The organism is Terrabacter ginsenosidimutans, assembly GCF_039539425.1.
In the GTDB taxonomy this organism is placed as follows: domain Bacteria; phylum Actinomycetota; class Actinomycetes; order Actinomycetales; family Dermatophilaceae; genus Terrabacter; species Terrabacter ginsenosidimutans.
In genome coordinates, this window is sequence record NZ_BAABDC010000001.1 from 150,534 (window position 1) to 169,251 (window position 18,718).

At 71.7% G+C, this 18,718-nt stretch carries 20 protein-coding genes; 6 read left to right on the forward strand and 14 right to left on the reverse strand.

What is annotated here, in order from left to right; all coding sequences use genetic code 11:
* Positions 1–26: 26 nt before the first annotated feature.
* Positions 27–863, reverse strand: a complete 837-nt coding sequence (locus ABD831_RS00765; RefSeq protein ID WP_344940117.1) for an aldo/keto reductase — start codon at positions 861–863, stop codon at positions 27–29.
* Between the two features lie 115 nt (positions 864–978).
* Between ABD831_RS00765 and ABD831_RS00770 the strand changes: the two genes are divergently transcribed.
* A complete protein-coding gene (locus ABD831_RS00770; protein ID WP_344940120.1) occupies positions 979–1,947 on the forward strand; it encodes an aldo/keto reductase in 969 nt (322 codons plus the stop codon).
* Here the strand turns inward: ABD831_RS00770 and ABD831_RS00775 are convergent.
* Positions 1,883–2,377 (reverse strand): hypothetical protein, encoded by a 495-nt coding sequence (locus ABD831_RS00775; RefSeq protein ID WP_344940123.1) that lies wholly within the window; start codon positions 2,375–2,377, stop codon positions 1,883–1,885. The genes ABD831_RS00770 and ABD831_RS00775 overlap by 65 nt on opposite strands.
* A 158-nt stretch (positions 2,378–2,535) precedes the next feature.
* Here ABD831_RS00775 and ABD831_RS00780 point away from each other — a divergent pair, with 158 nt between their 5' ends.
* Together ABD831_RS00780 and ABD831_RS00785 are read left to right on the forward strand one after the other, a co-directional pair.
* Positions 2,536–2,904, forward strand: coding sequence for a YidH family protein (locus ABD831_RS00780; protein WP_344940127.1), 369 nt, complete (start codon positions 2,536–2,538; stop codon positions 2,902–2,904).
* A gap of 20 nt (positions 2,905–2,924) precedes the next feature.
* Positions 2,925–3,233, forward strand: coding sequence for a DUF202 domain-containing protein (locus ABD831_RS00785; protein ID WP_344940130.1), 309 nt, complete (start codon positions 2,925–2,927; stop codon positions 3,231–3,233).
* Between the two features lie 57 nt (positions 3,234–3,290).
* Here the strand turns inward: ABD831_RS00785 and ABD831_RS00790 are convergent, their stop codons facing one another.
* Entirely contained in the window at positions 3,291–5,498 is a 2,208-nt protein-coding gene (locus ABD831_RS00790) for an MMPL family transporter (RefSeq protein WP_344940133.1), read from the reverse strand.
* A gap of 274 nt (positions 5,499–5,772) precedes the next feature.
* Here ABD831_RS00790 and ABD831_RS00795 point away from each other — a divergent pair, with 274 nt between their 5' ends.
* Positions 5,773–6,333: a TetR family transcriptional regulator gene (locus ABD831_RS00795; RefSeq protein ID WP_344940136.1), complete on the forward strand. Its 561-nt coding sequence runs from the start codon at positions 5,773–5,775 to the stop codon at positions 6,331–6,333.
* Positions 6,334–6,341: 8 nt separating this feature from the next.
* Here ABD831_RS00795 and ABD831_RS00800 read toward each other — a convergent pair whose 3' ends face one another.
* Together ABD831_RS00800 and ABD831_RS00805 are read right to left on the reverse strand one after the other, a co-directional pair.
* The gene (locus ABD831_RS00800; protein WP_142176870.1) at positions 6,342–6,779 is read right to left on the reverse strand and encodes a DUF7144 family membrane protein; all 438 of its coding nucleotides are present in this window, start codon (positions 6,777–6,779) and stop codon (positions 6,342–6,344) included.
* Between the two features lie 96 nt (positions 6,780–6,875).
* Positions 6,876–8,906 (reverse strand): alpha/beta-hydrolase family protein, encoded by a 2,031-nt coding sequence (locus ABD831_RS00805; RefSeq protein WP_344942977.1) that lies wholly within the window; start codon positions 8,904–8,906, stop codon positions 6,876–6,878.
* Positions 8,907–9,019: 113 nt separating this feature from the next.
* Here ABD831_RS00805 and ABD831_RS00810 point away from each other — a divergent pair, with 113 nt between their 5' ends.
* The gene (locus tag ABD831_RS00810) at positions 9,020–10,456 is read left to right on the forward strand and encodes an ATP-binding protein (protein WP_344940140.1); all 1,437 of its coding nucleotides are present in this window, start codon (positions 9,020–9,022) and stop codon (positions 10,454–10,456) included.
* A 13-nt stretch (positions 10,457–10,469) separates the two neighbouring features.
* Here the strand turns inward: ABD831_RS00810 and ABD831_RS00815 are convergent, their stop codons facing one another.
* The 3 genes from ABD831_RS00815 to ABD831_RS00825 are packed head-to-tail and all read right to left on the reverse strand — an operon-like array spanning position 10,470 to position 14,273.
* Complete coding sequence (locus ABD831_RS00815; protein WP_344940142.1) at positions 10,470–11,612, reverse strand: ABC transporter ATP-binding protein; 1,143 nt, start codon at positions 11,610–11,612, stop codon at positions 10,470–10,472.
* Positions 11,609–13,225 carry an ABC transporter permease gene (locus ABD831_RS00820; protein WP_425582769.1) on the reverse strand — a complete coding sequence of 539 codons (1,617 nt, stop codon included), beginning with the start codon at positions 13,223–13,225 and terminating at the stop codon, positions 11,609–11,611. The genes ABD831_RS00815 and ABD831_RS00820 overlap by 4 nt, the downstream gene beginning before the upstream one ends.
* A 7-nt stretch (positions 13,226–13,232) precedes the next feature.
* A complete protein-coding gene (locus ABD831_RS00825) occupies positions 13,233–14,273 on the reverse strand; it encodes an iron ABC transporter substrate-binding protein (protein WP_344940145.1) in 1,041 nt (346 codons plus the stop codon).
* 167 nt (positions 14,274–14,440) lie between these two features.
* Between ABD831_RS00825 and ABD831_RS00830 the strand changes: the two genes are divergently transcribed.
* Positions 14,441–14,788 (forward strand): histone-like nucleoid-structuring protein Lsr2, encoded by a 348-nt coding sequence (locus tag ABD831_RS00830; protein WP_344940147.1) that lies wholly within the window; start codon positions 14,441–14,443, stop codon positions 14,786–14,788.
* A 48-nt stretch (positions 14,789–14,836) separates the two neighbouring features.
* On the opposite strand, the gene ABD831_RS00835 is transcribed toward ABD831_RS00830, so the two are convergent.
* From ABD831_RS00835 to ABD831_RS00860, 6 genes are all read right to left on the reverse strand, one after another.
* Positions 14,837–15,061: a hypothetical protein gene (locus tag ABD831_RS00835; protein ID WP_344940150.1), complete on the reverse strand. Its 225-nt coding sequence runs from the start codon at positions 15,059–15,061 to the stop codon at positions 14,837–14,839.
* Between the two features lie 175 nt (positions 15,062–15,236).
* Positions 15,237–15,863, reverse strand: coding sequence for a DUF3618 domain-containing protein (locus ABD831_RS00840; RefSeq protein WP_344940153.1), 627 nt, complete (start codon positions 15,861–15,863; stop codon positions 15,237–15,239).
* Positions 15,860–16,312, reverse strand: coding sequence for a phage holin family protein (locus ABD831_RS00845; RefSeq protein WP_344940156.1), 453 nt, complete (start codon positions 16,310–16,312; stop codon positions 15,860–15,862). The genes ABD831_RS00840 and ABD831_RS00845 overlap by 4 nt, the downstream gene beginning before the upstream one ends.
* A complete protein-coding gene (locus tag ABD831_RS00850; RefSeq protein ID WP_344940159.1) occupies positions 16,309–17,184 on the reverse strand; it encodes a hypothetical protein in 876 nt (291 codons plus the stop codon). The genes ABD831_RS00845 and ABD831_RS00850 overlap by 4 nt, the downstream gene beginning before the upstream one ends.
* Before the next feature lie 146 nt (positions 17,185–17,330).
* A complete protein-coding gene (locus ABD831_RS00855) occupies positions 17,331–17,987 on the reverse strand; it encodes an HAD family hydrolase (protein WP_344940162.1) in 657 nt (218 codons plus the stop codon).
* Positions 17,984–18,697: a GAF and ANTAR domain-containing protein gene (locus tag ABD831_RS00860; RefSeq protein ID WP_344940165.1), complete on the reverse strand. Its 714-nt coding sequence runs from the start codon at positions 18,695–18,697 to the stop codon at positions 17,984–17,986. The genes ABD831_RS00855 and ABD831_RS00860 overlap by 4 nt, the downstream gene beginning before the upstream one ends.
* Between the last annotated feature and the right edge of the window lie 21 nt (positions 18,698–18,718).

Genomic DNA, 18,718 nt, shown 5'->3' on the forward strand with positions numbered 1-18,718 from the left:
CGAGCCTCCCCCGCGGGGCCCGCTCCTCACATCTCCTCGTGCGTGTTCGGGTCGCCGCCGAAGAGGCGGCCGTCAGCGCGCCCGAGGGCGCTGATGGCTGCCACCTCGTCCGCGCTCAGCTCGAAGCCGAAGAGCTCGAGGTTGGTGCGCTGGCGCTCGGGGTCCGCCGACTTGGGCAGCGGAACGACGCCGAGCTGCACGTGCCAGCGCAGGATGGCCTGTGCCGGCGTGACGCCGTGGGCCTCGGCGGCCGCGGCCACGGGGTCGGCGGCGAAGGGCGCGTTGCGCTTGCCCAGCGGGCTCCACGCCTCGGTGAGGATGCCGAGCCGCTCGTGGGTCGCACGCAGCCGTTCCTGGGGGAAGAGCGGGTGCAGCTCGACCTGGTTGAGCACCGGCGTCACGCCCGTCGCCTGGATGACGTCGCCGAGGTGCTGCTCGGTGAAGTTGCTGACACCGACGGAGCGCACGAGACCGCGCTCACGGCAGTGGACGAGTGCCCGGTAGGCGTCGACATAGAGCCCGACGCTCGGGTTGGGCCAGTGGATGAGGGCGACGTCGACCTGCTCGAGACCGAGGCGCTCGAGCGAGCCCTCGATCGAGGCGACCGCCCGGTCGAAGGCGTGGTCCCGCCCCGGCACCTTCGTCTGCACGACGATCTGGTCGCGCGGCACACCGGACCGCCGGATGGCCTCGCCGACCTCCACCTCGTTGCCGTAGTTGACCGCCGTGTCGAGCAGCCGGTAGCCGGCCTCCAGGGCGGACACCATGGCGCGTATGCCGTCCTCGCCCGTGAGCGGGTAGGTGCCGAAGCCGGTGGCGGGCAGGGTCGTGCCGTCCTGGAGCGTGCGTGTCGGGATCGCCATGCCCCCGACCCTACGCAGGGGCGCGCCGGGGGCGCGAGGACCGTCCCGCCCCTCGTCGGGTATGGGTCCATCGGCTCGGCACTGCGTCGGGCAGCCACTCCGGAAGGACACCGTCATGGAGTACACGCGTCTCGGACAGTCGGGACTGCAGGTCAGCCGGATCGCGCTCGGCTGCATGAGCTTCGGCGACAGCAGCCGCGGCAACCACGCCTGGTCGCTCGACGAGGCCTCGAGCGAGCCGCTCTTCCGGCAGGCGGTCGAGCTCGGCATCACCTTCTGGGACACCGCCAACGTCTACAGCCTCGGCTCGTCCGAGGAGATCGTCGGCCGCGCCATCACGACCTACACGCGCCGCGAGGACGTCGTGCTCGCGACGAAGGTGCACGGTCGCATGCATGACGGTCCGGGCGGAGCAGGCCTGTCGCGCAAGGCGATCCTCGAGCAGGTCGATGCCTCCCTGACCCGTCTGGGCACCGACTACGTCGACCTCTACCAGATCCACCGCTTCGACCCCGAGACGCCGGTCGAGGAGACGATGGAGGCGCTCCACGACGTCGTCAGGGCCGGCAAGGCGCGCTACATCGGGGCGTCGTCGATGTGGGCGTGGCAGTTCGCGACGATGCAGCACACCGCCGACCTCGGCGGCTGGACGCGCTTCGTCTCGATGCAGGACCAGTACAGCCTCATGCAGCGCGAGGAGGAGCGGGAGATGTTCGGCCTGCTCGCCGCCCAGGGTGTCGGCGCGATGCCGTGGAGCCCGCTGGCCCGGGGCCGCCTCGCCCGCCCGTGGGGGACCGAGACGAGGCGCACCGGGAGCGACGCGTTCGGCCGGACGCTCTTCAGCGACCGCGACAAGCCGATCGCCGACGCCGTCGAGCAGGTCGCCGGGGCCCGGGGCATCCCGATGGCCCAGGTGGCCCTGGCCTGGGTGCTGCGCCAGCCGGTCGTCAGCGCCCCCATCGTGGGCCCGACCAAGGAGCACCACCTCGCCGACGCGGTCGCCGCCCTCGACGTCCACCTCACCGACGACGAGGTCGCTGCGCTCGAGGCGCCCTATGCGCCGCGCGAGCCCACCGGCTTCTGACGACCCCGACGAGCAGCGGGGCGAGGAGGTAGGTGAGCAGGACGTAGGGCCACAGGTAGCCCTGCTCGACGTGCCACCCCACGAGGATCTCCTGGACCGGCCGCCCGATGAGCAGGCTGCCGCCCCACTCGAACACGAGCCACAGCGTCATCCAGAACGCCCCGGCAGCGAGCAGGGACAGCGGGCGGTGGTCGGGTGCGAGCCGGTTGATGACGTAGGCGAGCACGACGATGAGGAGGATCCGGGTGGCCATGGCGATCTGGTGGGCGTGCAGCTCTCCGACGCGCGGCGCGTAGACGCGGTCCATGAGGACGAACGCGTTGACCGCGGCCAGCGGCACCTCGGCCAGCCACACGCGGAACGTGATCATGAGCAGGTGCGCCCTGGGGCTGAGCGGTGTCGAGTGGCGGGTCGCGGCCGGTGCACTCATGGGCTCCTCCTCGCGGTCACGCTCCAGCACACCGCGGCCCGGCACCCCGGGGTAGTGCCCTTGGTCCTGCGCGGGAGTGAGCACTCGGCGGAGCGTGTGGGGGATGATCGGGACGTCGCACGGTCCGGTGCGACCGGTGTCGCGGAGAAGAGGATGCAGTGACGAGCGAGGACCACCCGCGTTTCCCGCGCTCCGTCTTCGACGGGGGCGAGGACCCGGACCCGCGCTTCAGCCTCGCCAACGAGCGGACGTTCCTGGCCTGGATCCGAACAGGTCTGGCGTTCGTCGCAGCCGGGCTGGCGCTCGAGGCCCTTCAGGTTCCCTTGGCGCCGTGGCTGCGCGTCACCGTCGCCGTGGGGCTCGTGCTGGCGGGTCTCGCAGCCACCGCACAGGCCTGGCTCTCCTGGGTGCGCACCGAGCGCGCGATGCGCCACCTCACGCCCCTGCCGTCCTCGGGCCTCAAGCTGCCCATCGCCGTCCTCCTCGGCCTGGTCGGGCTGGCCGTCCTGGTGGGACTGCTGCTGTGACCGTGCCGCAGGGGCCCGGCATGCAGGCCGAGCGCACGTCGCTCGCGTGGCGTCGCACGGCCCTCTCGGTGGCCGTCGGCTCGCTGGCCGGGCTGCGCGTGCTGCCCCCGCAGCTCGGAGCGTTGGGGTATGCCGTGTCGATCCTCGGACTGCTGTGGAGCCTCGACCTGGCGCTGAGTGCGCGACGCCGCTACCGCGACGGGCAGCGGCTGCTCGGCGCCGCGGGAGGGGCCACCACCGCTGGCACGACCGTCGCGCGGACCGCCCTCACGAGCGGAGGCTTCGCGCTCGTCGCCCTCGTCGCGCTCGTCCTGCTCGTCCGCCGCTGACGACGCGACCCCGGATGCCGCGCCCCCTCTCGCACACGGCATACGGGATCGGCCGGGTCAGCGGACTGCGGCCACCTCGGCGGGTTCGCCTGCGGGACGGAGCTTCTCGCCCTCGATGTCGACGTTGGGCAGCGCCCGGTCGAGCCACCGCGGCAGCCACCACGCCCTGTCGCCGAGGAACGACATGACCGCCGGCACGAGAGACAGGCGCACGACGAACGCATCGACCGCGACCCCGAAGGCGAGGGCGAAGCCCATCGACTTGATGATCGGGTCGTCGACGAGGACGAAGCCCGCGAAGACCGACATCATGATGAGCGCGGCCGCGACGACGACGCGGGCGCCGTGGCCCACGCCGGCGACGACGGCCTCGCGCGCCGTGTCGCCGTGCACGAAGTCCTCGCGCATGCGCGAGACGAGGAAGACCTCGTAGTCCATGGCCAGGCCGAAGAGGATGCCGATGAGCAGGATCGGCAGGAAGCTGACGAGCGGTCCGGCGGTGTCGAGGCCGACGAGAGAGTTCAGCCAGCCCCACTGGAAGATCGCGACGGTCGCCCCGAACGCCGCGCCGATCGTCAGGAGGAAGCCGAGCGTGGCCTTGAGCGGCACGAGCACCGAGCGGAACATCAGCATGAGCAGGACGAAGCCGAGGCCGACGACGACGAGCAGGTAGACGGGCAGGGCCGCGGCCAGCTTGTCGGACACGTCGACACCGACGGCCGTGACCCCGGTGACCGAGATCTCCGCGCCGGTCGCACCGGCCGTCACCGCGAGGGCCGAGCGCAGGTCGCGCACGAGGTCGAACGTCGCCTCGGCGGTCGGCCCCGACTTCGGGATGACGGCGAGGATCGTCGTGCGACCGTCGGCACTGGTCTGGCCGGGAGCCACGGCGAGGACGTCACCGAGGCCGGTGGCCGCCTTGGCAGCGCCGGCCGTGGCCTGCTGCACCTGCTGCTGCGAGTCGCCGTGGACCACCATGACGAGGCGGCCGTTGAAGCCCTCGCCGAAGCCCAGCGAGATGAGGTCGTAGGCCACGCGCTTGCTGCTCGTGACCGGCGCGGTGCCGTCGTCGGGCAGGGCCAGGCGCATGTCTGCCGCGGGCAGCGCGACCGCACCGAGCAGCACGACACCGGCGATGAGGACGGGGACGCGGTGGCGGACCGTGAAGCGGCCCCAGGCGAACCCCCGGTTGCCGGCGGCCTCGTCGAGGTCGGTCCCCGCACTCTCGCCACGTCCGACACCGGCGCGCTCGGCACGACGCTGGCGGCGCGAGAGCACCCGGTCGCCGGCGAAGCCGAGCAGCGCCGGCAGCAGGGTGACCGCCACGAATACGGCGACGAGGACCGTCCCGGCGGCGGCGAGACCCATCGCGGTGAGGAACGGGATGCCGACGACGGAGAGTCCGGCGAGCGCGATGATGACCGTCAGCCCGGCGAAGACGACGGCGGTGCCGGCCGTGCCGACGGCGCGGCCCGCGGCTTCCTGTCGCTCGAGGCCGAGGGCGAGGTTGTGCCGGTAGCGCGAGGTGATGAAGAGGGAGTAGTCGATGCCGACGGCGAGCCCGAGCATGAGGGCGAGCACCGGTGTGACGCTGGACAGCTGGACGGCGTGGCCCACGATGAGCAGGCCGATCATGCCGACGCCGACACCGATGAGCGCGTTGACCATCGTCATGCCGGCGGCGACGAGCGAGCCGAAGGTGATGACGAGCACGACCAGCGCGACGAGGACGCCGATGCCCTCGGTCGAGCCGATCTCGGGGGTCGCGAGCAGGGGCTCGCCGCCCGCGGCCACGGCCCAGCCGGCGGGCGCTCCCACCCCGAGCGCCTCGTAGGCAGACCGCTGCTCGGGGGTCAGCTCGTCGGCCGTCTTGTCGAACTGCACCGTGACGAGGCCGTAGCGCCCGTCCTGGCTGATCGCCCTGGTGTCGAGCGGGCTCAGGGCCGCGACGACGCCGGGGAGCTTCGCGGCCCGCGCCACGACGTCGTCGAGGACCGCCTTGGAGCCCGGGGCGACGACGGTCTGGCCCTCGGGGGCCCGGACGACGACGGTGCCGGACGCGCCGCTCGCCTGCGGGAACTCCTTGGACAGGGCCTCGAGGGCGCGCTGGGACTCGGTGCCGGGGATGGTGACGCTCGAGGTGGGCGCACTGCCGAGGGTCAGCAGCACCCCGGCGAGGACGGCGAGCAGGACGAACCAGGTGGACGCGACGACGCCGCGGCGACGGAACGCGAGGCGTCCGATCCGGTAGAGCAGGGTGGCCATGGGAGCTCCAGAGAGGGACAGGTCAAGAAACGGGGCCGGGCGTCACTGACCAGCGCCTCCAAAGTTAACCGAACGGCTAAGTCCGACACAAGCCGATCGGCTAACTCCGCTACGCTGACGACCGGCCGAGTCCGACACGGCAACACACCCGGAGGCCGCCGGCTGCGGTGGTTGCAGCCACAGACGCCGGCGCGTGCTCGGTGTGTTGCGGGGGCGGCGACACGGGACGACACGGCATACGACATCGACCAGCGAACGTGACGAGGAGGACGGCATGGCTCGACCACAGGCCCCCCGCGGCCACGGCCGCCGGCGCGTCATCGACGCCGCCGTCGAGCTCTTCGGCGAGCACGGCGTCACCGGGACGTCGCTGCAGATGATCGCCGACCACCTCGGCGTCACGAAGGCCGCCGTCTACTACCAGTTCCACGCCAAGGAGGACATCGTCCTGGCGGTGCTCGAGGAGGCGCTCGTGGATCTCCGGGCCTTCGTCACCCTCGCCGAGACGGAGCCCTCCCCCGACGAGGCCGCCATGGTCGCGCTGCGCGGTCTCGTCGACCTCATGATCGGGCACCGGCAGGCCGTCGCAGCGCTCATGCGTGACCCGGAGGTCGAGCGCATCATGGCGACCCACGACGACCTCAACTCCCTGGTCGGGCGGCTGACGGCGCTGCTCCTCGGCCCCTCCCCCGACCTGCGCCGGCGCATCGCCGTCTCCGTCGTCGGAGCCGGCGTCGCCCAGGCCGGCATCGACCCGCTGCTCGCCGATGTCGACGACGAGACGCTGCGCGCCGAGCTGCTCGACCTCGCGCCGGCGATGTTCCCCCGGACCTGAGGGACGACTCAGAGCTCGCCGAGGTCAACCGTGGTCAGACCCCAGATGACGAAGACGTCGAGGGCGATGATGACGATGGCCCACACCGGGTAGTACGGCAGCCACAGGAAGTTCGCCAGCGCCGAGAGCACGGCCAGGGCGACGCCCACCGAGCGGGCGAAGACGTTGCCGGTGAAGATGAAGCCACCCGCGACAGCCGCGGACAGGCCGATGATCATGTGCAGCCAGCCCCACGTCGTCGCGTTGAAGGTGAAGACGTAGTTCGGCGTGTTGACGAAGAACTTGGAGCCGTTGACGACGGCGATGAGCCCCTCGGCGAACTGGAAGATGCCCACGACGAGCATGATGGTGGCGCCGAAGGTGCTCGCGCCGGCGGCCCAGAGGGTGCGGGTGCGATGGGCGGGAGCCGCTGAGGCTGCCGAGGCAGCGGGGTCGGCGGTGGTCATGTCAACCTCCGATCGGAGTGTTCGGTCATCGTCGATGCTACGAACGCCTGCACCGGGGCGGCTCATCCGTAGAGGATGATCCGGCGCCCGGAGCGCTCACTCGAACGCACCCTCGCGGAACTCCTCACGGCGACGCACCGCTGCCTGGATCGACTGCATCTGCTCCTCGCTGCACTGCAGGTCGTAGACGTCCCGGATGAACTCGGGCAGGTCGGCGCGGTAGTCGTGCGCCCACGCGGCGAACGCGCCGGGCACCTGTGCGTTCTTCATGTCGATGAGGGTCTGGAAGAACGTCGTGACGGGTCGCCACCGCATCCCCGCCGGTATGCCGCGTGGCGACCGTCCGGGGACCTCCTCTCGGAGCGGTCGGTCGGGTCCCAGCCAGGCCGGCCTGCGGTTGAGCAGGTCGAGGCCGAACTTGGTGACGCCGTCGTTGTCGTGGCTCAGCAGCACGTAGCGCACCCGGGCCCGGGCCTCGTCGCCCAACGCCATGAGCTGCTCGTGGTCGTTGACGACCGCCACGAGGGCCGGGTCGACGTCGAGCCGGGGGGCACCGGTGACCTCGTGCATCCACTTGCTGCCGCCGGGGGTGCCGATCCACAGGGCACGGTCGATGCCGAGCGCCTGCGGCCCGAGCGTCCCCCACCCCAGGAGCACGTCCTGGCTGGTGTGGGCCCCGAGCGACTCCCCGAAGAGCACGACCTCCGGGCGCTCGTCCGGAGACATCGCGCGCACCCGCTGGAAGATGCGCAGCCACAGCAGGCGGTTCTGCTCCCGGGCGTCGCGCACCTTGCCGAGCGACAGCGGCGACGGACGCCTGGAGTACTGCATCGTGACGCTCGCGACGTCGCCCCGGGTGAGGTACTGCGCGGCGGCGATCGCGACGTAGTTGACGTAGCCGGTCCCCGTCGGTGAGACGAGCATGAGCAGGGAGCGCGACCACGCGTCGGTGCGGTCCATCTCGGCGATCGCGAGGTCGACGCGTTCGGACGGCGTCGGTGCGCTGTCGAGGCCGACGAAGACCTGGATGGGGTGCGCCCGAGCCGGCTCGCCCATCACGGTCGCGATGGAGAGGTCGGCCGGCACGCTCCCGTCGGGCAGGGTCGGCGGCGTCGCGACCGGCGCGGGTCGCACGTAGGTGACGGCGTGCCGTCGTCCCTCGCGGCCGAGCGACTCCCAGGGGACGAGGCTCGCGGGGTCGCCGCTCACCATAGGGTCGGTCCACACCCCGGGTGCGGCGCGCATCCACGGGTCCACGGTCGTCGTGACCGCCTCGACCCTCTGCATGACCCGGGTCCACAGGGCGTTGAACGCGACGCCGGCGCCGGCGAGGAACACGGCGTGCGAGGCGACCTGCCACGCGAGCCCGGCGCCGAGGTCCTGTCCGGGAGCCAGTCGCCTCACCTGCTCGGCGGTCCACCGCTCGCCCCAGGCGGCGCCGTAGAGGACGGCGAGCACGCCACCCCCCGCTGCAAGACCCCGAAGGGTCGGGACGTCATCGGCCGCGCCGAGCCCCGGTTCCGTGCCGGCGCGGCGGGCGCGCTCGACGACGGCAGACGTCGCCAGCCCCACCGGGATGGAGAGGGGCAGCGCCGCGAGGCGCCCGCCTGCCCCGACAGTCCGGTCGAGTCGGCGCACACCGGCCGTCGCGCCGATGAGCGCCGATCCGGACAGCGCGGTCGCCCCCATCCGCCAGGCACCCTGCCGCAGGACACCGTCGGTGGGCGTCGAGACGCCGCGACGGTCGAGGTATGCCGCGAGGCCCAGTCCCAGCGGCGCCATCGCCAGCTCGCAGCCGAGCGTCGCGACGGTGCGGCGTCGCGCGGCGGACCACGAGTCCGGGAAGATCGGCCAGGTGGCCGCCGAGCCGGCGATGACGTCGAGGACGTCCTGCGCCGTCAGCGCCATGAGGTAGGTCGTGCCGGTGGCGAGGCCGGTGATGATGCCCTGGTCCTGCCACGTGCGCTTCGACAGCGACGGTGCCAGCGTCGACGGCGTCACGAACGCAGCCATGACCAGGCCCGCCTTCTGCCCCGTGTGGACGAAGTCCGACTGCTCCATGAACCCTCCCCGGCGCTCGAGCGGTCGCGAGTGGACCTGACGTCGCACCCGCCCACCTTCGAGCATGGTCACGTCGGGACGCCTGGAGCTCACCCCTCCAGGGTGATCTTCCCGCGTGTCGTGAGGCCGTGGGCCCGCAAGGGTGCCCACAGAGCATCAGGCGTGAGCATCATGGATCCATGACTGCGAACGTCGAGGTCGACCCCCCCACAGCTCCGACGTCCGAGCCGTCGGCGCTGACCCATCTGGAGTCTCAGGACGGCCGGTCCTTCGTCGCGCGCGGGCCCGGGAGCGAGCGCCCGCTACCGGGTGACTACCTCGAGCTCGAGGGCGAGGACGGCATCCTCGCGTTCGTCGAGGAGGTCAGCGACGAGGCGTCCGGCACCGGCTTCGCCGCCACGGGGACGCTGATCCAGGTCGGGGGCGGCCCCGGCCCGGGCCGACCGACCGACTCTCCGTGGCACGAGGTTCCTGTCCGGGCGACCCGCCCCGACACGGTGCAGCGGCTGTTGTCCGGCGCCGATTCCCGGCTGCACCTCGGCCACCTCGCGGGCCAGGAGGCGGTGGGTGTCGCGCTCGTGCCGAACCGCCTCAACCGGCACACCTTCTGGTGCGGGCAGAGCGGCTCGGGCAAGACGTATGCCCTGGGCGTCCTGCTCGAACGCATCCTGTTGACCACGCGGCTGCCCATGGTCGTCTTCGACCCCAACAGCGACTTCGTGCGCCTCCACGAGAAGGCCGTCCAGACAGAGACGGAGGACGAGGACCAGGCCCACGCCCTGCATGACCGTGAGGTGGTGATCCTGCGGCCCGACGACGACCAGAGCCCCCTGCGGGTGCGCTTCACCGAGCTGACGCCTCGAGCCAAGGCCGCCGTCCTGCGCCTCGACCCGGTGGTGGACCGAGCGGAGTACAACGCGCTCCTGCGCCTTTTCGCCGGCGACTTCCACACCGTCGACGCAGGCCAGGTCGTGCCGCACCTGCACTCCCTCGGGGACCCGGACGCCGAGGCCCTGGCCCAACGCATCGAGAACCTCGGGATCCTGGAGTGGACGAAGACGTGGGCCTTCGGGGCCGCGCCGGTGACCGAGGTCATCGCGCGTCGCCCGGCCGCGACGGTGCTCGACCTCGGCAGCTACGAACGGCACGAGGAGCAGCTCACCGTAGCCCTGGCGGTCCTCGACGACCTCTGGGCTCGACGCGCCGAGCGCCGGCCCCTGCTCATCGTCGTCGACGAGGCGCACAACCTGTGCCCGCCCGACCCCGAGACCCCGCTGGGGGTCGCGGTGCGCGACCGACTCGTCCAGATCGCCGCGGAGGGTCGCAAGTACGGCCTGTGGCTGCTGCTCTCGACCCAGCGTCCCTCGAAGGTGCACCCCGGCATCGTGAGCCAGTGCGACAACCTGACCCTGATGCGGATGAACTCGCGCGACGACCTCGACCAGCTCGCGTCCATCTTCGGCTTCGTGCCCCGCGGCCTGCTCGCCCAGGCGGCTCGCTTCCGCCAGGGGGAGGCGCTCCTCGCCGGTGGGTTCGTGCCGATGCCGAGCATCGTCCACATGCGCACGCGGGTCACGCCGCAGGGCGGCACCGACGTACCGGTGCCGATGCCCTGACGGCTCCTGCCGTTCAGTCCTCCGGGGGGAAGGCGATGGCCTCGCCCTCGATGCGCAGCCGCAGCTCGGTGCCCTTCGCGGCGATGAAGGCGTTCGAGTGACGGATGCTGATGATCTCTCCCCCGCGGGCGAGTGCCGAGGTCTCGCAACCGGGTTCGCGTCCCGAGGTCAGCTCGAGGCGGACGGTGCTCTCGGGGCCGAAGTAGTCGGTGTCGACGACGACGCCGCGGATCGGGCCGTGCTCGTCGACGCGGATCTGCTCGGGACGCAGCATGAGCTGGACGCGGCCTCGGTACGTCGTCGGGGCCAGCCGGACGGCGCCGAGCGAGCACGTCGCCGTGGTGCCGTCCACCCAGGCCTCGAGCATGACGGCGTCGCCGAGGAACACGGCCGTGGCCCGGTCGACGGGCCGGGTGTAGACCTCGAGCGGGCTGTCGACCTGGGCCAGGAGCCCGTCGCGCATGACGGCCACCTGGTCGGCGAAGCTCAGCGCCTCGGCCTGGTCATGGGTGACGAGAACGGTGGTGATGCCGGCGTCGTGGAGGACCTTGGCCACGGTGCGCCGGGTCGCGACCCGCAGGCCGGCGTCGAGGGCCGAGAACGACTCGTCGAGGAGCATGAGCTCGGGTTCCCGGGCGAGGGCCCGGGCGAGCGCCACGCGCTGTTGCTGGCCGCCGGAGATCTCGTGCGGGCGGCGGGCCGCGAGGGCGGGGGCGAGAGAGACCATCTCGAGCAGCTCGGCGACCTTGGCCTGCGTGGCCCTGCGACCCTTGGGCAGCCGAGACGTGTCGATGCCGAAGGCGATGTTCTGGCCCACCGTGAGGTGCGGGAAGAGGGCCCCGTCCTGGGCGACGTAGCCGACGTCGCGGTGGTGCGCGGGCACCCAGGCGTCCCCGCCCGCGAGCGCGCGGCCACTCAGGGTCACCGAACCCGCCTCAGCCCGCTCGAAGCCGGCGATGAGACGGAGCAGGGTCGTCTTGCCCGAGCCCGACGGGCCCACGATGGCCGTCGTGCTGCCCGGGTCGACCGAGAGCGTGACCCCGCTCAGAACCTGCTGGGAGCCGAAGCTCTTGACGAGGCCGTCGACCTCGAGACGGCCGCGGGCGCCCGGGTCGTGGTAGTCGACCGACGGGGTCGAGGATGTCGTGGATGTCATTGTCCGGCCGCTTTCTTCGACTGCTGGAAGAGCAGGTAGGTCATCGGTGCCGACAGCACGACCATGAGCAGGGCGTAGGGGGCGGCGCCGGCGTAGTCGATCTCGCTGCTCTTGGCCCAGAACTCGGTCGCGAGGGTACGCGTGCCGTTGGGCGAGAGCAGCAGGGTCGCCGTCAGCTCGTTGACGATGGCGAGGAAGACCAGGGCCGCTCCCCCGGCGGCTGCGGGAGCTGCGAGGCGCAGGGTCACGCGGGCGAAGGCCGCGAGGGGACGGACCCCGAGCGCCTGGGCGGCCTCCTCGAGCTCGCGGGGCGCCTGCGCCAGGCCCGAGCGCAGGCTGACGAGCGCGCGGGGCAGGAAGAGCAGGACGTAGGCGGCGACGAGCACGAACGCGGTCTGGTAGACGCCGGGCACGAACCTGATGCTCACCGTGACGAAGGCGAGTCCGACGACGATGCCGGGCATCGAGCTCGTGACGTAGTTGGACAGCTCCAGCGACCGGGTGAACCAGCTCGGTCGGCGCACTGCGAGGAAGGCCATCGGGAAGGCGACGAGCGTCGTCGCCGCCGCGCCCGCCACGCCGTAGACCAGGGTCTGGACCAGGGCCGGCACCAGCTCACCCGGAGACCAGATCGCCGCGCCGCCGAGCACCACCCACCGCACGACGAACCACATCGGCACCCCGACGGCCAGCACGACGAGGAGCAGGAGCGAGAGCTGGGCCGGCGCGTGGAGCCGGCCCAACGGCATACGCCCGGGGGCGGCCTGCCCTCCCGAACCCACCCGGGCGTAGCGCGCGGTGCCCCGGCTGCGGACCTCCGCGACGAGGAGCAGCAGGCACAGGACGACGAGCACGCTCGCGAGCATGTTGCCCGCGGCTCCGTTGAAGGTCGACTGGTACTGCACCATGATCGCCGTCGTGAAGGTGTCGAAGCGGATCATCGCGAACGCGCCGTACTCCGCGAGCAGGTGCAGCCCGACGAGCAGCGCGCCTCCGGTCATCGCGAGCCTCAGCTGCGGCAGCACGACCCGGCGGAAGACCTGCCACGGGCCGAGCCCGAGCGAGGCCGCCGACTCCTCGAGCGCCGGGTCGAGACGGCTCAGCGTCGCCGCGGCAGGGATGTAGACGAGCGGGAAGTACGACAGCACCGAGATGAGCACACCCGACCAGAGTCCGGCGAGCGACGGCACCGCGGACACCCAGCCGTAGCTGTTGACGAAGGCCGGGATCGCCAACGGCGCCGCGAGCGCCAGCGCCCAGAACCGGTGGCCGCGCAAGCGGGTCCGCTCGACGAGCCAGGCGCCGCCGACGCCCAGCGCGAGGCACAACGGCACCGAGACGACCATCAGCAGGATGGTGTTGAGCAGCAGCTCGCCGACGCGGGCGCGGAAGATGAGCTCGACCGCGGTGTCCCAGCCGGTCGCCACGGTCATGACGATGACGTAGCCGAGCGGCATGAGCGAGAAGAGCGCGATCAGGACCGCGATGACGGCGAGAACCGGTGGTCGCCGACGCCCGGACGCCGGGACCGGGCGGGAGCCCGGGCCCGGCGTGGGAGCCGTGCCGGTGTCGGGTGCGCGGTGCGCGCCCGGTGCGGTGAGGTCGGTGGTCACCGGAGAACTACAGCAGACCCGCCTGAGTCATCAGATCGGTGACCGTGGCGGAGTTGAGCTTGGCAGGGTCGACCTTCGGGGCCTGCAGGTCCTTGAGCGGCACGAGCGCCGGGTTCGAGGGCACGCCGGAGGCGACGGCGTACTCGAAGGACGTGCCCTTCTGCAGCACCTCCTGGCCGGTCTTGCCGGTGATGAACTTCAGCAGGGACTGGGCGGCCGCGGCGTTCTTCGACGACTTCAGCACCCCGCCGCCGGAGACCGAGACGAACGCCCCAGGGTCCTGGTTCTTGAAGTAGTGGGTGCCGAGGTTGGCCGAGTTCTCGCCGGTCTTCGCCTGGTCGCCGTAGTAGTAGTAGTGGTAGATCAACGCGGTCTCGACCTCGCCGGAGTTGACGGCCTTCATCGCGGTGCTGTTGCCCTTGTAGGCCTTGGCGTTGGTCTTCATCGCCGTCAGCCACTCGTTGGTGGTGGCCTCGCCCTTCAGCTCGAGCAGCGCCGAGACGATGGCCTGGAAGTCGGCGCCCGACGGCGACGCGGCCCAGCGGCCCTTCCACTCGGGCTTGGCGAGGTCGAGCATCGACGCGGGGAGCTGGTTCGGCTGCACCTTGCGCTTGTCGTAGACGAGGACGGTCGAGCGGGCCGCGATGCCGGTCCACTTCCCCGTGGACGGGCGGAACTCGACGGGGACCTGGTCCAGCGTGGCCTTGTCGACGTCGGCGAAGAGGCCGGCGTTCTCGACCTGCGTCATGGCCGGGCTGTTCTCGGTGAGGAAGACGTCGGCCGGCGATGCCGCGCCCTCCTGCATGAGCTGGTTGGACAGCTCGGTGTCGGAGCCGTTGCGCACGGTGACCTTGATGCCGGTCTGCTTCGTGAACGCGTCGACCCACTCCTGGGTGAGGCTCTCGTGCTGCGCGTTGTAGACGGTGATGCTGCCCGAGCCGCCGGTCGATCCGCCGTCCGCGGACGAGCCGGACCCGCAGGCCGCAAGGCCCAGGACGCCGACCGTCGCGATGGCGACGCCGATGGAGGTATGGGAACGGGAGGTCATGTGAGCTGCCTTCGTGGTCCGAGAGGCGAGCCGGTCGCAGGGACGGCTCGCTGGTAGGTAAGGCTTACCTTACATTGCGTTCCGGACGCCCTCGACCACCCCTGCAGCGAGCCCCGACACGGCCACTGCTGCGTCGCGGCCGGTCCGCTGCGCACTACGCTGCAGCCATGCGTCAGACCATCGTGTCCCTCGTCGACGACCTCGACGGGTCCGACGCCACCGAGACGGTGACCTTCGGCATCGACGGGCTCTCCTTCGAGATCGACCTGTCCGAGGCCCACGCGGACCAGCTCCGCTCGAGTCTCGACGGGTGGGTCGCCATGGCTAGGCACGCCGGCGACGAGCGCCGCACCGAGCCCGGCACGCGCACCCGCTCCACGACGGTGCTGCCCGCCGTCGGCGAGTCCCGCAACGCGCTCATCCGCGCCTGGGCCGCCGAGCACGGTCACCATGCACCCGCCCGGGGCCGCATCCCCCAGGCGATCGTCAACGCGTACAACGCCGCCCAGCGGTAGCGTGCTCAGGGCCCGCTGCGCCAGGCGATTCGGGCGACGGAGGGAGAGTCAGCCCTGCGGGCGCGCTGCGCGGTCGCGGAACTCCTGCTCCGTCAGCCGCTGGCCGGACACCCAGTACTGCACCGAGCCGTCCTCGGCCTCGACGGCCGGCCCGTCGAGGCGGTGCAGCCGCGCCGCCGTGAAGTAGAGAGTGTCCCCGCGAGCGACGATGACCTTGTCGTAACCGCCCGTGGGGTGGGGGGTTCCGCTTCTCCAGTCAGGCTGCGACGTCACGTTCTGGTGTCTCCGAGTCAGGTGGGGGAAGGGTGGCCGACCGTCGTCAGGCTACCGGGAGCGTGCGCGGGACGACGCCGCTGGCACCTGTGCGGGCACCCCGGTAGGTCGAGAACGGCTCCCGACCGCGGGTTGCGTCGGGAGCCGTCGTCGTCGTGCCGTGGGTCAGGCGAGCTCAGCCGGCCGAGCTGCCAGCCTCTTGGGCGTGGCTCCTGGCACTCTCACCGACGTCCTGCGCCGCGGACTGGCCCTCCTGCTTGACCGTCTGGGCCGAGTCCTGGGCGTGGTCCTTCACTGCCTGGACGGCCTCCTGGGCCGGCTCCTTGAGGTGCTCGGCGCCCTCCTGGGCCATCTGCTTGACCGTCGACTGAGCCTCGTCCAGCACCGGCGCCGCACGGTCCTTGACCGCTTCGGCCATCTCGGTCTCCTTGCTGCTCGCAGGTAGCAGGGAGCCGAGGAGCCAGCCGGCCCCGAGAGCGACGAGCCCTGCGGCCAAAGGGTTTCCGCGAGCCTGGCGCTTGACGCTGCTGGCCGCACCGTGCGCGGTGTCGCCCACGCTCGAGGCCATCGACGACGCGCTGTCGGAGGTGGCGTGACCGGCGTCCGATGCCGAGCCCATGATCTGGTCCTTGAGCCCGGCAGCCCGGTCCTTCACCTTGTCGGCGCCCTTTCGCGCCATGTGGCCCGGGGTCACCGACTCGCCGAGCGCGTTGACGTCACGGCTCAGCTCGCTCCGCGTGCGCTCGATGTCGGCCCGGATGACGTCCGGGTCCTCGCTGGTCGACTGGTAGTTCGTGCTCACAACGTCTCCTCGTGTCCCTTGAGCGCCTCGGGGACCTGCTTGGTGGTCTCCACGGTGCGCTCCATGCCTTGGATGTTCTTCAGGTCTCGGCGACCGAGGCTGTACAGCACGGCTCCGATGACGGCCCAGACGGCCATGACGATGACGGCTGCCCAGCCCCGGCTGTCGAGAGCGGACGAGAGCCACTCCCAGACCGCGAGGGACAGGAACAGCACGGCCATCCAGCCGGCGAGCGCGGCACCGCCGAACTTGCCGCCGGCCTTGCCGGCCTGGGTCACGGACTGCTTGGCCTCGGCCCGAGCCAGCGCGATCTCCTGTCGCAGCAGGGTCGACAGACCCTGGCTGACGTCGGCCACCAGCTCACCGATCGAGGCCTGGTCCGCCTTCTCGTGACCGGTGGGCTCGGTGGGCGCGCTGCGGTACTGCTCCTCCGGGAGCGCCGTGCTCATCGCGACTCCCCGAGGACCCCTGTGGTCGGACCGGGGTGGGTGTAGGCGGCCGGGTCGATACCGGCGTCGACCCGCGTCGGGTCGGTGCCCTCGAGATCGACGGGCTCGGCCACGTATGCCGTGTCGCCCGCGTACGCCGTGTTGCTGCCATAGGCACCAGGGGTTGCGGTGCCGGCGCCGTTGCTGGTGCCGGTGCCCGTGGCCGCCGCGGACGAGGACGGGGTGTCGCTGCTCGACGAGTCGCCCGTCAGCCCGCGCGTCATGCGGCCCCCGACGAGGCCGAGGATGGCAGCGCCTGCGATGAAGGCACCGGGACGACGACGGGCGAAGGAGCGCACCTCGTCGAGGATCTCGCCCGGCTGGCGGCCCTCGAGCCAGCTGGCCGCGGCGTCGAGACGCGAAGCGCCCTGCCGCGCCAGGTCGGTCGCCATGCCGGACTCGCCCTGCTGGCTCTGGGCCATGCCGGACAGCTCGCTGCTCAGGGACCGGAGGCCCCCGACCGCACGCTGGGTCTGACCGGAGGCCTGGTCGGTCGCCTCACCGGTCAGCTGGGTGAAGAGCTGACGGAGCTGCGTACGAGCCTCGTGGGCCACGTCCTTGGCCTCCGTCGCGGCCGTGGAGGCCACGCTCTTGGTGCTCTCCTTGGCGTCCTGGGCCACCGCACCGGCGTGCTCCTTGGCACGGTCCTTGGCGCTGGAGTCATCGGCGTAGCCGGCACGTCCCCCGGTTCCGAGGGTCACCTCGTCGACGGCCGCGGAGCGGGTCACCGTCTCGCCCGAACCGGTGGTCGCGTCCAGGTCGGCGCTGCCGTAGGCGGGCACGTCCGTCTCGAACGTGCTGGGGGCCTCGGGGGTGTCGAATCGTTCTGTCATTCGGTCGGTCATGGGTCTGTTGCCCTTCCGGGATCGGCGCAGTCCTGAAGTCGGCCCTTGTCTTGAGCGTCAGGATGCTGTGCGCCGTCCTGTCCAGAGATGTACCCCTCGACCACCCGGGTAAACGCGAATCCCCTTCCGGGCCTTCAGAAACGGTCGAGCAACCCCTCCGTCAGCGCGTCCGTGAGGTCCTGCGGTCCGTCGAAGACGGCTGACGCACCGGCCCCGCGCAGCTCGTCCTCACCGAAGCCCCCGGTGCGCAGTCCGATCGACGACAGCCCTGCCGCCCGGGCTGCCTGGGCGTCCCACGTCGCGTCGCCGACCATGACGCCACTCGACCCGTGGACGCGGTCCATCGCCGCGAGGAGCAGGTCCGCTGCCGGCTTGCTCTCCTCCGCGTCCTCCGCGGTGGTCCAGGCATCCGCCAGTGACTTCCCGTCGAAGAGGTCGAGGAAGGCCTCGACGTGCTGCGGCTGACCCGAGCTCGCCAGCACGACGCTCAGGCCACGCTGCTTCAGCGTCTCGAGCAGGTGTCGGGAGCCGTCGAAGGGCCGGACCTCGCCGATGAGCTGGTCGAACTCGGTGGTCCACCGGTCCCGCAGTGCGTCCCCGTTCTCGTCCTCGGCGACCTGCCCCGCGACCTCGGCCACGAGCCTGTCCCCGCCCATGCCGATCGCCCGGTGGATGCGCCACAGCGGTGGGAACAGGTCGTACCGCCCGAACGCACGGGCCCACGCGATGGAGTGGTGGTAGTTGCTGTCGACGAGCGTGCCGTCGACGTCGAGGATGACGGTGTCGATCATGGGTGGGACCTACCCTCCCCGGAGCCGACGTCCACCAGCAGGCGCGCCACGGCGACGACCGTCACGCCCGCGCGGGCGGCAGCCTCCTCGAGCTGGTGCCGGGCCTCGTCCTGAGGGATCGAGTGCGCGGAGACGAGGACCCCCACCGCCAGGTCGACGAGCGCCAGGTCCTCGAGGCGCTCGACGGAGCGGGCGGCACGGAGCCGGCTGTCGAAGGCGAGGTCGGCGTTGGTGACGGCCCCCGGGGCCCAGGCCCCGAAGAGGCCGGCGAGCTCGTCGTGTCGGCCCTCGAAGGTGTCGGGCTCGGCGCCGTAGATGTTGACGCTTCCGACCACCCGCGGGCCGTCGAGCAGCGGCAGCGACAGCGTGCTCGCCACACCGGAGTTGCCGCTCGCCCGTGCGAACAGCTGCCAGCGGCCCTCGTCCATCAGGTCGTCGTGCTGCGTCGCGACGGCCTCACCGCTGTCGACCGCCTCCTCGCAGGGACCCCCGTCGAGGTACTGCATGGCGTCGAGTCGGGCCACGGACAGCGCGCTGGTCAGGTAGGTGAAGGTGACGTCCTGCTCCATGACGCTGATGCTGAAACCCACGAGTCCCGGCATCCGCTGCCGGAGCGCCGTCGCGGCCTCCTCGAGATCGGGGCCGAGCTGGTCGTCACCGGCCTCGGAGAGACGGCGCAGGGCTTCTCTGGTCTCTGGAATGGGTTCCACGCGATCGCCCGTACCCGGTTC

Excerpts from the sequence above, each read along its gene's own strand:
- ABD831_RS00770 (WP_344940120.1), top strand. The coding sequence starts at position 979 with ATGGAGTACACGCGTCTCGGACAGTCGGGACTGCAGGTCAGCCGGATC.
- ABD831_RS00795 (WP_344940136.1), top strand. The coding sequence starts at position 5,773 with ATGGCTCGACCACAGGCCCCCCGCGGCCACGGCCGCCGGCGCGTCATC.
- ABD831_RS00855 (WP_344940162.1), bottom strand. The coding sequence starts at position 17,987 with ATGATCGACACCGTCATCCTCGACGTCGACGGCACGCTCGTCGACAGC.
- ABD831_RS00775 (WP_344940123.1), bottom strand. The coding sequence starts at position 2,377 with ATGAGTGCACCGGCCGCGACCCGCCACTCGACACCGCTCAGCCCCAGG.
- ABD831_RS00830 (WP_344940147.1), top strand. The coding sequence starts at position 14,441 with ATGCGTCAGACCATCGTGTCCCTCGTCGACGACCTCGACGGGTCCGAC.
- ABD831_RS00785 (WP_344940130.1), top strand. The coding sequence starts at position 2,925 with ATGCAGGCCGAGCGCACGTCGCTCGCGTGGCGTCGCACGGCCCTCTCG.
- ABD831_RS00810 (WP_344940140.1), top strand. The coding sequence starts at position 9,020 with ATGACTGCGAACGTCGAGGTCGACCCCCCCACAGCTCCGACGTCCGAG.
- ABD831_RS00805 (WP_344942977.1), bottom strand. The coding sequence starts at position 8,906 with ATGCTCGAAGGTGGGCGGGTGCGACGTCAGGTCCACTCGCGACCGCTC.
- ABD831_RS00790 (WP_344940133.1), bottom strand. The coding sequence starts at position 5,498 with ATGGCCACCCTGCTCTACCGGATCGGACGCCTCGCGTTCCGTCGCCGC.
- ABD831_RS00825 (WP_344940145.1), bottom strand. The coding sequence starts at position 14,273 with ATGACCTCCCGTTCCCATACCTCCATCGGCGTCGCCATCGCGACGGTC.
- ABD831_RS00850 (WP_344940159.1), bottom strand. The coding sequence starts at position 17,184 with ATGACAGAACGATTCGACACCCCCGAGGCCCCCAGCACGTTCGAGACG.
- ABD831_RS00845 (WP_344940156.1), bottom strand. The coding sequence starts at position 16,312 with ATGAGCACGGCGCTCCCGGAGGAGCAGTACCGCAGCGCGCCCACCGAG.
- ABD831_RS00800 (WP_142176870.1), bottom strand. The coding sequence starts at position 6,779 with ATGACCACCGCCGACCCCGCTGCCTCGGCAGCCTCAGCGGCTCCCGCC.
- ABD831_RS00765 (WP_344940117.1), bottom strand. The coding sequence starts at position 863 with ATGGCGATCCCGACACGCACGCTCCAGGACGGCACGACCCTGCCCGCC.
- ABD831_RS00815 (WP_344940142.1), bottom strand. The coding sequence starts at position 11,612 with ATGACATCCACGACATCCTCGACCCCGTCGGTCGACTACCACGACCCG.